General features: G+C 51.0%; 13 protein-coding genes, 1 riboswitch and 1 other annotated feature. Of the genes, 6 read left to right on the plus strand and 7 right to left on the minus strand.

The window, feature by feature from the left end:
* Window positions 1-43 precede the first annotated feature (43 nt).
* The gene (locus PKO01S_RS01600) at window positions 44-526 is read right to left on the minus strand and encodes a GNAT family N-acetyltransferase (RefSeq protein WP_127529556.1); all 483 of its coding nucleotides are present in this window, start codon (window positions 524-526) and stop codon (window positions 44-46) included.
* Between the two features lie 164 nt (window positions 527-690).
* On the opposite strand from PKO01S_RS01600, the gene PKO01S_RS01605 reads away from it, so the two are divergent.
* Together PKO01S_RS01605 and PKO01S_RS01610 are read left to right on the plus strand one after the other, a co-directional pair.
* Window positions 691-1,554 carry a LysR family transcriptional regulator gene (locus PKO01S_RS01605; RefSeq protein WP_127529520.1) on the plus strand — a complete coding sequence of 288 codons (864 nt, stop codon included), beginning with the start codon at window positions 691-693 and terminating at the stop codon, window positions 1,552-1,554.
* A gap of 138 nt (window positions 1,555-1,692) precedes the next feature.
* Window positions 1,693-1,980 carry a hypothetical protein gene (locus PKO01S_RS01610; RefSeq protein WP_127529521.1) on the plus strand — a complete coding sequence of 96 codons (288 nt, stop codon included), beginning with the start codon at window positions 1,693-1,695 and terminating at the stop codon, window positions 1,978-1,980.
* Window positions 1,981-2,112: 132 nt separating this feature from the next.
* Here PKO01S_RS01610 and asd read toward each other — a convergent pair whose 3' ends face one another.
* On the minus strand, window positions 2,113-3,198 hold the full coding sequence (gene asd, locus PKO01S_RS01615; protein WP_127529522.1) for an aspartate-semialdehyde dehydrogenase: 1,086 nt from the start codon (window positions 3,196-3,198) through the stop codon (window positions 2,113-2,115).
* 155 nt (window positions 3,199-3,353) lie between these two features.
* Window positions 3,354-3,619, minus strand: a binding site (T-box leader).
* Between the two features lie 148 nt (window positions 3,620-3,767).
* Here asd and PKO01S_RS01620 point away from each other — a divergent pair.
* Window positions 3,768-5,336: an FMN-binding glutamate synthase family protein gene (locus PKO01S_RS01620; protein ID WP_174818534.1), complete on the plus strand. Its 1,569-nt coding sequence runs from the start codon at window positions 3,768-3,770 to the stop codon at window positions 5,334-5,336.
* A gap of 59 nt (window positions 5,337-5,395) precedes the next feature.
* Here the strand turns inward: PKO01S_RS01620 and PKO01S_RS01625 are convergent, their stop codons facing one another.
* Entirely contained in the window at window positions 5,396-6,451 is a 1,056-nt protein-coding gene (locus tag PKO01S_RS01625; RefSeq protein WP_246070402.1) for a D-2-hydroxyacid dehydrogenase family protein, read from the minus strand.
* Between the two features lie 103 nt (window positions 6,452-6,554).
* Between PKO01S_RS01625 and PKO01S_RS01630 the strand changes: the two genes are divergently transcribed.
* A complete protein-coding gene (locus PKO01S_RS01630; RefSeq protein ID WP_127529524.1) occupies window positions 6,555-8,186 on the plus strand; it encodes an S-layer homology domain-containing protein in 1,632 nt (543 codons plus the stop codon).
* Window positions 8,187-8,257: 71 nt separating this feature from the next.
* Here PKO01S_RS01630 and PKO01S_RS01635 read toward each other — a convergent pair whose 3' ends face one another.
* The 4 genes from PKO01S_RS01635 to PKO01S_RS01650 all read right to left on the minus strand — a co-directional run bounded on the left by PKO01S_RS01635 (window position 8,258) and on the right by PKO01S_RS01650 (window position 11,962).
* Window positions 8,258-9,649, minus strand: a complete 1,392-nt coding sequence (locus PKO01S_RS01635; RefSeq protein WP_246070409.1) for an amino acid permease — start codon at window positions 9,647-9,649, stop codon at window positions 8,258-8,260.
* A 162-nt stretch (window positions 9,650-9,811) separates the two neighbouring features.
* A riboswitch (Lysine riboswitch) is annotated at window positions 9,812-10,000 on the minus strand.
* Between the two features lie 174 nt (window positions 10,001-10,174).
* A complete protein-coding gene (locus tag PKO01S_RS01640) occupies window positions 10,175-10,492 on the minus strand; it encodes a cupin domain-containing protein (protein WP_127529558.1) in 318 nt (105 codons plus the stop codon).
* 151 nt (window positions 10,493-10,643) lie between these two features.
* Window positions 10,644-11,255, minus strand: a complete 612-nt coding sequence (locus PKO01S_RS01645) for a histidine phosphatase family protein (protein WP_127529526.1) — start codon at window positions 11,253-11,255, stop codon at window positions 10,644-10,646.
* Between the two features lie 65 nt (window positions 11,256-11,320).
* Window positions 11,321-11,962, minus strand: coding sequence for a hypothetical protein (locus tag PKO01S_RS01650; protein WP_127529527.1), 642 nt, complete (start codon window positions 11,960-11,962; stop codon window positions 11,321-11,323).
* 288 nt (window positions 11,963-12,250) lie between these two features.
* Here PKO01S_RS01650 and PKO01S_RS01655 point away from each other — a divergent pair, with 288 nt between their 5' ends.
* Window positions 12,251-13,861: a glycosyltransferase family A protein gene (locus PKO01S_RS01655; RefSeq protein WP_127529528.1), complete on the plus strand. Its 1,611-nt coding sequence runs from the start codon at window positions 12,251-12,253 to the stop codon at window positions 13,859-13,861.
* A 6-nt stretch (window positions 13,862-13,867) separates the two neighbouring features.
* Window positions 13,868-15,099: collagen-like protein (locus PKO01S_RS29580; RefSeq protein WP_164779417.1), on the plus strand; the 1,232-nt coding region annotated here is incomplete at its 3' end.

A 15,099-nucleotide genomic window follows, 5' to 3' on the forward strand; every position in this document is an offset into this window, starting at 1 on the left:
AGGCCGCAGGGTACATCGCGCGGCCTTGTTTTGTTTTTAGCTTTTACAGTTTTTTGTAATAAAAGTTCGTAGCATGCAATCCTCCATCGGCAGATCGTGCATACTCCGGAATGGATCCTGCAGCCACATATCCCATCGATTGATAGAGCTTATTGGAAGGGTCCCCTTCTCTTGTGTCGAGCACAAGCAGCGATATGCCTCTCTCCTTCGCTATTCGCTCAGCCTCTTGCATAAGTGCACGGGCAATCCCGCGGCGTCGATACTTGGGGCTCGTCATTAGCTTCGCAATTTCGGCTCTATGCGCTCCGTTTGCCTTAACGGAATATTGCACTTGAACCGTACCCGCCACATGATTGTCGACCGTTGCGATAATCAGACTAACGTCCGGATCAATGGCGGACCGCCAATAATCGGCCGCTTCAGTCAAGCTCAGCGGCGGCAAGAATCCGACCGATGCCCCATCCTCTACGACGTCGACGAGCAACTGAGCTAACTCATCAAGACGTTCCATCTTTGTCGTCACCATCTCGATCGAATATGGCTTATTAATCAATCATCCACCATCCAATCACAAAAATTTCATTGCGTTTGATGCTTCTTGGACTAGCATAATGCTTTGGGTTATTATTTGTACAACGCATTATTCGCATTATAATCATTCATAATATGAATGATAGGAGGAGTGGATTTATGGATTTCGCTCAGCTCGAGGCGTTTCTTGCCGTACGACAGACACTCAATTTTACTAAAGCTGCCGAGCATTTGTTCATCTCCCAGTCAGCCATAACCGCCAGAATCAAAGCATTGGAACTTACGGTCGGCAAGCCATTATTCGCTCGGGATAACCGCAACGTTCGATTGACGCAAGCCGGTCTCTCCTTCTATCCGTACGCGGAAAGAATGGTTCAACTGTATGAGGAGAGCAAGCTGACTCTGTCCGAGCAGTTCGATCAATACATCGTTCTTAGCGGCCCGGGAGCCGTCTGGCATCATCGTTATTTGAAACATGTGATTGCGTTCCGCCGCAGCCATCCGACCATCGCGCTGAAAATATTCAGCTATATCGATGCTGAGTATATGATCCGCGATCTTTTACTCGACGGCATCGTTCATATTGCGGTCCGGTTCGATCCGCATGAGCATCCTCGCATAACGAATATCCCGTTGTTCGAAGATGAACTTGTACTCGTGTCGGCACAAGAAGGACTTCAGGTCGAACGGGACGATTTCTTCTCGCCGAACTACTGCCATGCCGGCTTCGACATTCCAGATTGGTTCGAGAGCATCGTCGGTCCTGGATATATCCCGTCCATGCAGCTCGATCATACCGGCATAATAGTTACACTTATGCTCAAGAGCGAAATGTTCGGTTTCCTCAGCCGCACTGCCGTTCAGCCCTATCTCGATGAGAAGAAACTGTTCCTAGCGGAGCATGGATTCGAAATGCCGAAGATTCGGGGTTATGCAACCGTGCTGACGGAACAACTCAAACAGGCGAATGTGAAGCTTGGCTTAAGCATGCTTGGAATTGAATATCCAATTGAAGCGGAATGACAGTATGTCCTGCCCTAACGGAGCGTTATTCTTAACGAAATTATTAAAATAATGACGATGTCCTATTACGAATCAGTGTCAAGCGGCATATGATAAAGCACATAAACAAATAGATCCTCCAGCGAGGAGGTGATCAATATGACAATGTTGCTCACAGACTGGATGCTTTACTCGCTTTGGATCGTGCTTGGTTTCATGGCTCTTGACTTCCTGGCCGGCCTCTACAAATCTCTTCGCACTAGCAAATTCTCTCCTTCGTTGATCCTCGATTACTTGCAAGACATGCTGTACTACGTCCTTCCGCTTCTGCTGCTTGCCAGCCTTTCCGCGCTTGACAAGACGGGTTGGCTCGTATCGGTCGGCTATTATGTCGGTGCTCTTGGGTTAGTTCTCAAGTATTTGCTTTCTTTGAAAAGCAAATTGTAACCGTATACACGACTGCTCTGGAACGTGGTTTCCAGAGCTTTTTTCTTGATAAAATAGAAAAAAGGGCTATCCCAAGCCATTCGAAGATGACTTACGGGATAGCCCTATTGTATTTATAACGTATATTCTTGATTATTTCGCTTGAATGTAGCCTTCCGCTTTCAACAGCTCAGCGATCAGGACAGCGCCGCCTGCTGCGCCGCGTACCGTGTTATGCGACAAGCCGACGAATTTGTAATCGTACAGCGAATCTTCACGGAGACGGCCGACCGATACGCCCATGCCGCGCTCGATGTCACGGTCCAGCTTCGTCTGCGGTCTGTTCTCTTCTTCGAAATACGTAATGAATTGTTTCGGAGCGCTAGGCAGCTCAAGCAGCTGAGGCTTGCCTGCGAATTGCGACCAACGTGCGAGAATTTCTTCTTTCGAAGGCTTGTTCTCGAACTTCACGAATACCGTCGCCAAGTGGCCGTCCGTTACCGGAACGCGAATGCACTGCGTCGTAATATGCGGTGCGCTTGCTTTTACGATTTCGCCGTTCTCGACCGTACCCCAAATGCGCAGCGGCTCTTGCTCGCTCTTCTCTTCTTCACCGCCGATGTACGGAATCACGTTATCGAGCATTTCCGGCCAGTCAGTGAAGTTCTTGCCCGCTCCGGAAATTGCTTGATATGTCGAAGCGACAACTTCCGTAGGCTTGAAATCAAGCAGCGCGTTAAGTGCCGGCACATAGCTTTGGATCGAGCAATTCGGCTTAACCGCGATGAAGCCCGTCGTCGTGCCCAGACGTTTGCGCTGATCAGCGATTACTTCTAGATGATTGTCGTTGATTTCCGGAATAACCATCGGCACGTCCGCTGTCCAGCGGTGAGCCGAGTTGTTGGAGACAACCGGCGTTCCCGTGCGGGCATACGCTTCTTCCAACGCTTGAATGTCTTTCTTGTTCATATCAACAGCACAGAAAATGAAATCAACTTCAGACGCTACTTCTTCAACCTTCGAAGCGTCCTTCACGACAATGTTCTTCACTGCTTCCGGAATCGGAGTGGACAGCTTCCATCTTCCTTTAACCGACTCTTCGTACGTTTTGCCTGCGGAGCCTGCACTTGCTGCAATGCCCGTTACCTCAAACCATGGATGCTGATCGAGCAGCTCGACGAAGCGCTGCCCTACCATACCCGTTCCTCCGACGATACCTACTTTCAATTTTGCTGACATGATCTATTCAATCCTTTCATTTAGGCATATTCATTGTATCAAGACTGCTTAAACGTTATCAATGGATACTACTTCATGTACCTTATGTCGAAAATACAAAGCAGTTTCCAATTTCTATGAACAAAAAAATCCCACCCCCAAGACTTCTCCATAGTCTCAGGGACGAGATTAGATTCCTCGTGGTACCACCCTAAATTCGTCGACACGTCACCGTATCAACCTCTTCAAGTACGGCATTACGTCAGTAATGCTTATACTTTAGCTCTGTAACAGGAGCTCCTGGCACGCCACCTGCTCGAATCGGCTTCCGGCGCGCTGCTCAGAGTCTTTGTTCAATAAACAATTCTTTACCCCTTCTCAGCATAATGGGGCTCTCTGGAAAAGAATTTTATTTATTTACTCGTCTCTTCATCGCATTTGAACGTTGCGAATATCGTATCAAAAAATGGTGGTCAGGTAAATATAAATTTTGAAAAAAAAGAAACTCTGCATCCCTCCAACTGGAAATGTGCGATAATAAAACTGGCACATCTTTACAACAATAAGCTGCGGGAGGGTTTTTGGTGTCCATTGTACTTCTAATCATCATATTAATTGTCGTATTGTTGCTGCTGGTTCCCGTCGGATTCCTCGGTTATATGTATGTTCTGTCGAAGAAACCGAAACATTCAATCCTTCGTGCACATCCATTTCTAGGCTGGCTTCGATATTTGCTCGAGAAACTGGGACCTGAATTCCGCCAATATTGGTTCGATAACGATACGGACGGCAGACCGTTCTCGCGTGCTGATTTCGTCGGTCTCGTATTCGCAGCCAAATACCGGACCGATCTGATCTCGTTCGGGGGCAAACGAGATTATGAGAAGCCAGGCTATTATTTGTCCAACGCGATGTTTCCGAAGCTCGCCCAAGAGCTGCGGATCGATAATGACACAACCGTACCGGGTAAGAAATATGTCATTACCGAAGAAGGCGTGTTCACACGCAAAGAAAAAATGATTGACGATCAAGTTAAAAAATGGCTGCTCCCTGACGATGACGCCATCATTGTCGGCGAGAACCGCAAATACCCTTGGCGGTTGAAAGGTCTGTTCGGCGCATCCGCAACCTCGTACGGAGCCGTCGGCGAGCACTATATTCAATCGACCGGCAGCGGAGCCAAGATGGCAGGCGGTTCTTGGATTAATACGGGCGAAGGCGGCGTTGCTGACGTCCATCTGGATACCGGCGCCGATATCGTCTCGCAGATCGGTCCTGGCATGTTCGGGTTCCGCGACGACGAAGGCCGGTTCTCGATCGAAGAGTTTAAGCAGAAAGCAGCAATCGACAACATTAAAGCATTCGAGCTGAAGTTCCATCAAGGCGCTAAGATTCGCGGCGGCCATCTAGAAGGCTCGAAAGTGAACGAGAAAATCGCGGCTGCTCGCCGGGTGCCGGTTGGCAAATCCGTGAACTCACCGAACCGGTTCGAGCTGCTCAGCAATCCGGACGAGGCGCTTCGGTTCATCCGCACGCTGCAGGTAGAAGGCGGCAAACCGGTCGGCATTAAGATTGTTGTAGGCGACCCCAATCGTCTCGTTCCGCTGTTCAATGCGATGAAAGAACTCGATATTTATCCTGACTTTATAACGGTGGACGGCTCGGAAGGCGGCTCGGGCGCAACGTTCAAAGCAATGGCTGACAGCATGGGCTTACCGCTGTTTGCTGGCCTCCTTATTCTTGACGATACGGCCAGAAAATATGGCATTCGCGATCGGTTCCGGATCTTCGCATCCGGCAAGCTCGTTACACCGGACAAAGTAGCGATCGCGCTGGCTTTAGGAGCCGATTGCGTCAACTCCGCACGCGGCTTCATGATGGCGAACGGCTGCATCATGGCGCTTCAGTGCCATACGGGCAAATGCCCGACCGGCATTACGACGACCGACTCCAAGTACCAGCAAGCGCTCGCCCCCGAAGAGAAGCAATGGCGAGTCATGAACTATATCTTGCAGATGCGCGAAGGATTGTTTTCCCTCTCGGCAGCATGCGGATTGACAAGCCCTCGAGAGCTGCGCCGCGAGCATGTCGTGTTCGTGAATACAAACGGCCAGACGACGCGAATTGCAGATTTATTCCCTTATCCTGAAGAGACATAAAATAATAAACCTCCGATGCCACAGCTCATTAGCTTATGGCGCAGGAGGTTTATTACATTTTATACTTGCGGCTTTAGGACATTGATCGGCGAGCCGTTCAGATAGGCTTCGATATCTTCAACAATTCCGCGGAAGAAATTACGGTAAGCCGCCTCTGTCACGTATCCGATATGAGGCGTTGCGAACACGTTCGGTAGTGTGCGCAGCGGGTCATCTGCCGGAAGCGGCTCCTGTTCGTACACATCCAATCCTGCACCTGCAATCGAACTGCTGCGCAGCGCTTGAATCAAGGCATCCTGGTCCACGATTGGCGCACGCGATGTATTAATCAAATAAGCCGTTTTCTTCATCAGGTTGAGCTCGCGAGCGCCGATCAGCCCTCTTGACCGGTCGCCTAAAACGAGATGAATGGAAATGAAATCGCTGCTTGCGAGCAGTTCCTCTTTGGATGAGGCAAGCGTCGCACCCACCGCAGCCGCTCGATCCGCCGTCAGATTAGCGCTCCAAGCAGCTACCTCCATCCCGAAAGCTTGTCCGATTCGAGCGACGTTGCTTCCAATGTGGCCAAGTCCGAGCAGACCGAGCCGCTTGCCGGACAGATCGACCCCGATTGTGCTTTGCCAAGGACCGCCGGTCCGCAGCGCCTCATTTTCCTGAACAAGCTTCCGGGTCAACCCGAGAATGAGCGCCCACGTCAGTTCGGTCGTCCCCTCTCCTCCCCCTCGCGTTCCGGATACGACAATACCTTGTTCGACTGCCGCAACAAGATCAATCGAGGCATTGCGCATTCCCGTCGTCACAAGCAGCTTCAGCCTTGGCAGCCGCTTCAGCAATCCGCTGCGAAACGGCGTACGCTCCCGCATGATTACGACGATCTCGCAGTCCTCGATCGCAGCGACCAGTTCATCCTCATCGTCAAAATGCTGATGATACACGTTCAACTCTATACGATCCGTGATAACAGACCAATCCGCCATCGACATTGCTGCGTTCTGATAATCGTCCAATACCGCACACTTCATGACTGCTCGCCCTTTCTTCGATTGCCGAATTTCGAATCGTTTGGACAACATCATCTCACGCACCGGTGCTTTTGTATAGGAATAATCCTCCATAATTATGTTCCCATTAATTGAGGGTGTAGAATCCGCGACCGAATCATTACGATAGAAGGATAGACTTTTCTATAATTCTGAATCGAAAGCGAGATTACAAGAAATGACCGTTCTTAGAACCGTCTTGGGCATGCTGGCCTCTCTAATGGGAATCGTCGTTATCGGAGCAGAAGCTGCTCCAACCTTTGCGGCACAGGCAGCGACGGATCTGCCCTATGATGATATAGGAAACAACTACGCGAAATCGGCCATTATCAGTGTTACGGAGAACCATCTTATGAACGGGACAGGCAATCGGCGGTTTGAGCCGAATAAACCGGTTACGCGTGCGGAGATGACAGCGATGCTAGACCGTGCGCTCGGTATCCAGCCGTTGTCCGCGCCTCTCTTGACTTACGAAGACGTGCCATCTGATGCTTGGCATTACGAATGGATTCAGCCAGCGGTTCAACTCGGCATCGCACAGGGCATATCCGCGAGCCGGTTCGAACCGAATCGCCCGGTATTGCGCGAAGAAGCGGCTGTCCTGCTGTCACGCGCATTGAAGCAGCCAGCAGACACAGCATCGGACCGTTCCGTCTCCGTCTATAAAGATCAGAAAACGATTGCGGATTGGGCACTTCCGTCTGTGATTCGAATGTATCAGTTAAATCTGATGCGCGGCGACAAGGACGGGTTCCGTCCACACGATTCCATAACCCGGCAGGAGGCTGCGGTGCTTCTAGACCGGGTATGGTCCCATCCAGACTGGGCGAAGCAGATCACCGCAAGCGCACCGTCTCGAATCCATCTTGGCTGGCAATACGGCCTGACGACGGCACAGTTCGAACAGCAAATCCTTCAGTCTGAGGTGAATACGTTGTCTCCACGGTGGTTTTTTTTAAGCCCCACTGGCGCTTTCGAAGATTGTACCGACTCTTCCCTCGTTAACTGGGCGCACCAAAGAGGCAAGAACGTATGGGCCATGGTCGGCAACCGGTCAGATGAGCGATCGACGCATCAAATGTTGTCCAATCCGGACCAGCGCAATGCTTTCGTCCAGCAGTTGACCGATCGTGTCAGCCGTTACGGCATCGACGGGCTAAATATCGATTTCGAGAATATGATGGCGCAGGACCGGGATTCGTTCACCTTATTCATCACCGAGCTGCATAAACAACTGCTCGCGGTTCACGCTGTTCTATCGGTGAACGTCTCGCCTGATTTCGGTACCGATTGGACTGACGTATTCGATTATGCCGCATTAGGTTTGCAAGCCGAATATATCGTGCTTATGGGCTATGATGAGCATTGGAGCACTTCGCCGCAAGCTGGTTCGGTCTCATCGCTTCCCTGGCTGCAGCAAGGGCTCGAAGCTTTGTTAAAGAAGGTTTCTTCCCGTCAAATTATTGCCGGCTTTCCGCTATATACGCGCGACTGGACCGTAACCAGTGAAGGCAGCACGGTCGCATCCGATATCGAATTACAGAAGCAGAACGAGCTCATTCTTACGAATCGCGCGACGCTGCAATGGGACGATCGACTAGGCCAGTACTTCTCCGAATACGACGATTCGCTAGGAGCGCATCATCAGATTTGGCTGGAAGACGGCCGCTCGATTTCGCGTAAGATGAGCCTTACGGAATCACATGCCGTCGCCGGATATGCTTATTGGTATATGGGTGGCGAAAGCGCCGATCTATGGACAAGCGTACGCAATGCGATCCGGTTTCAATCGACCCTTTACACTCCTTAAAGAAAACAGGGATTGCCCCCCATCATCTAGATGGAATCGGGCAATCCCTGTTTGCTGCAGAGAATAGAAGGTTAATCGATCGTCGGATCCAGGTTGCACTCCTCCAGCTTCACCCACTTCGTCTTATACTTCCATTTGTATCCGAGCCATAAGAGCAGGAAGAATGGGATGCCGATATAAGAAGCCAGCATAAACATCCAATCGACTTGGCCGTCTGAATAGGCGCTGATACTCTGTCCGATAATGACGATCATGCACATTACCCCTGCTAATATAGGTCCGAATGGGAACCATATGGAGCGGTATGGCAAACTTGCCGGATCGTGTCCTTGCGCGATGTACGCTTTGCGGAACCGGTAATGGCTTACGGCAATGCCCAGCCATGCGATGAACCCTGACATGCCGGACGCGTTCAGCAGCCAAATATACACTTGGCCGTCGCCGAAGAATGACGCGAGGAAAGCGAGCATGCCCAGCGCGGCTGTCGCGATTAGCGAGTAGACCGGAATTCCGCGCTTGTTGAGCTTGGCGAACAGCTTAGGCGCCTTGCCTTCTTGCGCTAACACCCACAGCATCCGAGTAGAAGCGTACATGCCCGAATTGCCAGCCGACAAGACCGAAGACAAGATGACCGCATTCATAACGGAAGCGGCGATGCTCAAGCCGGCCTTCTCGAATATAATCGTGAACGGACTTGCCGCTACACTGTCGCTGGCAAGCGTATCCGTTGTGAATGGAATCAGCAGGCCAACAACAAAAATAGCCAAAATATAAAACAACAAGATACGCCAAAACACGCTGCGGATCGCACGCGGTACATTGACGCGCGGATTCTCCGATTCGCCTGCGGCAATTCCGACGAGTTCCGTGCCTTGGAACGAGAAGCCCGCCGCCATACAGACGCCGAGTACGGCCAGCCATCCTCCGGACACCGGCGCATCGCCTGCCGTAAAGTTCCGGAACCCTACGGCATCGCCGTTCCAAATGCCTACGATCATGAGCAATCCAATGCCGATGAATACGATAACAGTGACGATCTTGATCAAGGCGAACCAATACTCAGATTCGCCGTACCCTTTGACAGAAAGCAGGTTTAGGCCCACCATCAGAGCCAAAAACAACGCGCTCCACAGAAACGAAGGGCTGTCCGGCAGCCAGAACTTGATGATCAATGTCGCCGCGGACAACTCTGCCGCAATCGTAATGGCCCAGTTGTACCAATAATTCCAACCGAGCGCGAAGCCGAGCGAAGGATCGACGAACCTGGTCGCATATGTGCTGAATGTTCCCGATACCGGCATATAGGTCGCCATTTCGCCCAGACTCGTTACGAGAAAATAGACCATAATACCAATAATGCTGTAAGCCAGCAACGCCCCGCCCGGTCCGGCGGTATGAATGGCGCTGCCGCTTGCCAAGAACAGACCGGTTCCGATCGAACCGCCGAGCGAGATCATCGCCATGTGGCGGGACTTTAAGCCTCTTCGCAATTTATTCGATTCCAATTTCTAAACTCTCCCTCTAGGTGTTGAACTTAAGATGCTCCGAAATGTACAGCTGTAAACACAAAAAGACTGCCCTTCTCATTATAGGAAGGCAGCCTCTACTCCCTCTCATATCTCCTGATGCAAGATAGCTCAACATCCTGTATGCGGATCATACAAGATGACAGTTCCGTCCCTTTCGGCAACGGCCCCAGCATGCACGGCCAGTAAGCCGCGCAGCTTCGGCGATGGTGCCTTTTCGCCGGAATCCTCAGTCAATACTGGACCTCCTCCAACGTACTCTTCAACATCGCGACCTCTACCTCATCTCAATAGATGAGGGTCTATTATTTAATTGTGATTCAACATTTAATTATATTAAATAGGTGCAGTTAACAAATCAACAGGTGAATCCTCCCAACAATTCTATACCTAGTATGAAGTCGTGGACATGCCAAAAAGCCGCGTGATCACGCGGCTTTCAAGACTCTATGATTGATCGGACTAACTTCCTGTAATATCGTTATCTGCTTTCTCGAAGCAAAGGTTAACCGTTCTGCCATTCGAACGGGTGCGGTGCATCACATTGCGCGGAATCGTGTAGACATCACCCGGTTGAAGCACTTCCGTACGATCCTCGAAATCGATAATCAGCTCGCCTTCCAATACGAGGAACAGCTCATCGCATTCCTCATGTTTATGCCAATGAAATTCCCCGTCGATGACGGCTGCTCTAAGCACATGATCGTTCACTTCACTGACGACGAAGTTCGAATAGTCGTGAATGTTCTTCGTCGCCTCGAATAGATTTATTCTGTGCATCTGTCCTTGCTTCATAAGCTTCCCGCCTTCTTCATGTTGATCAATCACGCGTTCTGCTGCGGCGAAAGTTCCGTCACGCTATGTCGTAGAATTTTATTCTATGGGAAGCATACGATCCGCACAAGATCAGTCGTTTCCATCTGTCTGCCTGCTACTCCTTGCTGTGCGACATATCGGCATAATATTCGATTCTGGCTCCACTGCTGGAGACGATGATTTTGCTAAGGCTTGTCGGATGGACAAAAGGAGGCTCCCATAGTTTCTCCATCGGCCGCGCCTCATAATGACTCATCAACAATTTCAATGTCACCGTATGAGAGACGACCAATATTTCCTCGCCGGCATGTCTAGCAGCGATAGTCTGCATGAATGGTACAGCGCGGTTGAGAACATCTTGGAAGCCTTCTCCGCCATTGTTCGGAACATAGAGGTGAGGACGCTCCCAGAACAATACGTCGTCTTCCGGAAAAGCCTCTCGAACGTCCGAGCGGCCTTCCCATTCTCCCATATGGATTTCGCGAAGCGCGTCACTCTTGTGGATCGCAATATCCCTGCCACTGATAATTAACTCCGCGGTTGTTGCTGCTCTTGGACTTGAACTGGTATAAACTGCGGCGAAATGGGTATCGCTCAACCGTTCGCCAAGCGACTGCGCTTGCCGTCTGCCCTTGTCCGTAAGAGGGGAATCCAAATGGCCTTGCATTCGGTGCTCGATATTCCACTGCGTCTCGCCATGCCTCGTTAAATAGATCGTTGTCGTCATGCTGCTCTTCCCTTTCTTCTATTCGAGTCTACGAATGGTAGTTATATCTTAACTATCTGTTTCATCTATTGGCTCAGATCTTTCGTCTCGTCCGGCTTCTTAGGTAAGAAGAGATACGAGAAGCTGATTAGGGCATCCAATAGCAGAACTACAGACCATATTTTGTTCATCTGGACTAGCGATTCATTAAGCTGGAATTGCCCCCGCAGCCAATCGATCAGATGTCCGGACGGTACGGGATTCAGCTCCCGGTTACCGAAATAGACGAATAAATAAAATACGGCATGCGCGGACAGGAATAAAAGAACGTGCAGTCCGAACAGCTTCATCTCTTCAATCGCTTTGTCCTTCCCGTATTTCACCTCACGCACATGCGCGGGAGTCTGCTCTTTCTTAATCCGTGCGACGACGCGATATAGGGATCGGTCTATCTTCTGCATTTGATGCTTGCCTAGCAACAACGTGTACAACAGCAGAATAATAATGATGATCTGAAAGCCGGTTAGCTCATTCGACTGACGCATATCCACAATACCGAGGAATAAAATCCATAGTTCGTTTACGATCGTGAACACAAACACTGAGAAGGCTGCTTTTTTATGGCCGAACCAATACTTCAATGTAATCGCCGTAAGCATCGTAATCCAGAATATCGCCTCGGCAATGACAAGAAACTGCCAGATGTGTTCCGCTATAAAATCAAACAACGTTTGAACCTCCCCGCTTATCCTTTCTCTCTCTGACAAACAAACCAACCGACGCAAACATGGAAGAAGTATACTATATTTCCATATCGCATTCTAGCAAATTAAATCAAATTTTAGGCAAGGAACAACTAACAAGACGTACAAGAACATCTTATGAATCATTATGAAATGATCAAGCAATTGGTGTTGTCCTTCGATCCGGCTCGGCCAGAAGACTCTAAAATCATGAATATCACTACTATAGGGTACATATCTTTCGTTAAGATTATGATTGACGGGAGTGGTGCAATGAGCCGACGACGCATTCTGATTGCCAGCCCTATTCGTCTGAACAAAGACATGCTTGCCTTATTCCTGCAGTCATTATTGCGTCTGCGGCAAGGCACTTGGACGTGCGACTTCTTGTTCATTGACGACAACGATGATGCTGCCTCAAGCGTACTGCTTCGGCAGTTCTCGGATGCTGTGAACGAAGAACAGGTGTCTCGCGTTACTTTTCTTCCCGGTCGACTTTCGAAGCCCACATATTATCGGGACGAGACGACGCATTATTGGAACGATGAGTTAATCGATCAAATTGCCGATTGGAAAGACGATTTTATAGCAGCAGCGAGAGACGGCCACTACGAGGCGCTATTCCTGCTCGATTCCGACTTGCTGCTCCATCCGGACACGATCGAATCGCTCCTTGCATCGGAACAACCGCTCATTTCCTGCATCTTCTGGACGAAGTGGACGCCGGGTAGTCCAGAACTGCCGCAAGTGTGGCTGAAGGACCACTATTGGCCATGGCAGCATCCCCCAGGTGATTCGGCTGCCGAATCGGAGCAAGTACGTTTGCTGGAACAATACCGAACGCCAGGCGTGTATTCCGTTGGTGGACTTGGCGCCTGTACGCTTATTCGTATGGAAGCATTGGCAATGCCAATATCATTCCGCCGTATTCCGAACTTGTCCTTATGGGGCGAGGATCGGCATTTTTGCGTACGTGCAGCTTCACTTGGGATTCCATTGGCGGTCGATACCCATTACCCCGCCTTCCATATGTACCGCGAGTCGGAATTAGTAAATGCTCAACACTATATGCGCAAGACAGAACCGTCATCCAATGCCGTGATTCGAGTTCCGGATATTTTGGTAAAACGTGCTGGACCGCGGCTCGTGTTATCGATGTCTGCTGCCAATGAAGAAGGCCGATACTTAAGCGACGCTCTTCTTCGCCACCGGGAATATATCGACGCAGCCGTCGTGATAGACGACGGCAGTACAGATGCGACAGCTGACATTATTCACGACCGTCTGCAAGGCATCCCACTCTATTACGTTCGTAACGAGCGGACTAAATTCACGAACGAGATTGAGCTCCGATTGCAGCAATGGAACAAAACCGTTCAACTGAATCCTCAGTGGATCCTCAATTTGGATGCAGACGAATACTTCGAAGACCGGTTTACTGATCAAGTTCGCGGACTGATCGATCATTCGGACGCTCATCTGTACTGCTTCCGGCTCTATGACTTCTGGAACGAGACGCAATACCGGGAAGATTCATTTTGGCAGGCGCATCGAACGTATCGGCCATTTCTATTGCGGTATATTGCCGGGTATCCATACCAATGGAACGAGATGCGGCAGCATTGCGGGCGATTCCCGCGCAATCTGTTCGACATGCCGTCAACGCAGTCGCCGCTTCGGCTCAAACATTGGGGCTGGGCACGGGAAAGCGACAGGCAGTTGAAGGCTGCCCGCTACGCAAGGCTCGATCCAGATGCTCGATACGGTTGGAAAGAGCAATATGAATCGATTCTCGATTCCCGTCCGCGATTAATCGATTGGCGAGAAACGGAGATGATAGATGCCTTCACCCTGCCAACCGGCACCATTGAAATCACGAGGTGATTGGAGATGGCGAAAGGCACGATTCCGATTACGTTGGCCCAATTGGAGATGCTCAAGGGAATACTGGGGCGTTTAGCAGCAATTGCTCCGGCTGTGCTTAACTCGCCAACGCCTTCTACCATTGCACAAATGAACGCACTAATGCGTGAATTGCGTGCTCTAGTGTTCGAAATAGACTTCACGAGCACTCAAGAAGCCACTCTGCTTGCACATTTGGAAAATATGATCACACTGATCGAAACGCACCCTTTCGCCCCGCTCGGCATGGCTGTTCTGCTTGAAGATTTGTTGAACGAGCTTGGTGCCGTGATTTTGTTATTCTGCACGACCCCGGGCAAGAAGGATTTACTGTTCAGCCTAATTCGCTCTAATCAGCAACAGCTAGCTATCTTTTTTGGATTAAAATGTGCACCTTGCAGCAGCGGAGCTACAGGTCCAACTGGGCCTCCTGGCCCTGCCGGGCCTGCTGGTTTAGCTGGCCCTCCCGGTATTGCTGGACTTGCAGGACCGCCCGGTCCGCAAGGGGTCGCCGGACCGCCTGGCGCTGCAGGACACCCCGGTTCCGCTGGACCCGCAGGAACGATGGGGCCTACAGGTGTGACAGGTGCTACTGGTGCTACTGGTGCAACGGGCTTTGGCGCGACAGGTGCAACAGGTGCGACAGGCCCCGGGGTTGGTGACACTGGCGCGACAGGTACTACTGGAGCAACCGGCACGACGGGCGTGACAGGTGCGACGGGCGCGACAGGCACCACTGGTGCGACAGGCACCACTGGTGAAACTGGTACGACTGGAACTGCTGGAGCCATTGGTTCAACAGGGGCGACAGGCATCACTGGCGCAACTGGTTCTACTGGTGAAACAGGCACGACGGGTACCACGGGTAACACGGGTACCACCGGTATTACAGGTGCAACAGGCGCGACCGGTGCGACAGGAGCTACTGGTGCAACAGGCGCGACCGGTGCGACAGGAGCTACTGGTGCAACAGGTGCGACAGGCACCACTGGAATAACAGGTGCGACAGGAGCTACTGGTGCAACAGGTGCAACAGGTGCGACTGGTGAAACTGGTGCGACGGGCACCACTGGGATAACGGGCGCGACCGGATCGACGGGCACTACTGGTGAAACTGGCGCGACAGGCATCACTGGTGCAACAGGTGCGACCGGTGCGACGGGCGCTACTGGTGAAACAGGTGCGACCGGTGCGACGGGCGCTACTGGTGAAACAGGTGC

Source organism: Paenibacillus kobensis NBRC 15729 (assembly GCF_004000825.1).
GTDB lineage: Bacteria > Bacillota > Bacilli > Paenibacillales > Paenibacillaceae > Paenibacillus_T > Paenibacillus_T kobensis.

Coding starts and splice junctions, on each gene's coding strand:
- PKO01S_RS01600 (WP_127529556.1), bottom strand. CDS start 526: ATGGTGACGACAAAGATGGAACGTCTTGATGAGTTAGCTCAGTTGCTC.
- PKO01S_RS01605 (WP_127529520.1), top strand. CDS start 691: ATGGATTTCGCTCAGCTCGAGGCGTTTCTTGCCGTACGACAGACACTC.
- PKO01S_RS01610 (WP_127529521.1), top strand. CDS start 1,693: ATGACAATGTTGCTCACAGACTGGATGCTTTACTCGCTTTGGATCGTG.
- asd (WP_127529522.1), bottom strand. CDS start 3,198: ATGTCAGCAAAATTGAAAGTAGGTATCGTCGGAGGAACGGGTATGGTA.
- PKO01S_RS01625 (WP_246070402.1), bottom strand. CDS start 6,451: ATGGAGGATTATTCCTATACAAAAGCACCGGTGCGTGAGATGATGTTG.
- PKO01S_RS01630 (WP_127529524.1), top strand. CDS start 6,555: ATGACCGTTCTTAGAACCGTCTTGGGCATGCTGGCCTCTCTAATGGGA.
- PKO01S_RS01635 (WP_246070409.1), bottom strand. CDS start 9,649: ATGGCGATGATCTCGCTCGGCGGTTCGATCGGAACCGGTCTGTTCTTG.
- PKO01S_RS01640 (WP_127529558.1), bottom strand. CDS start 10,492: ATGCACAGAATAAATCTATTCGAGGCGACGAAGAACATTCACGACTAT.
- PKO01S_RS01645 (WP_127529526.1), bottom strand. CDS start 11,255: ATGACGACAACGATCTATTTAACGAGGCATGGCGAGACGCAGTGGAAT.
- PKO01S_RS01655 (WP_127529528.1), top strand. CDS start 12,251: ATGAGCCGACGACGCATTCTGATTGCCAGCCCTATTCGTCTGAACAAA.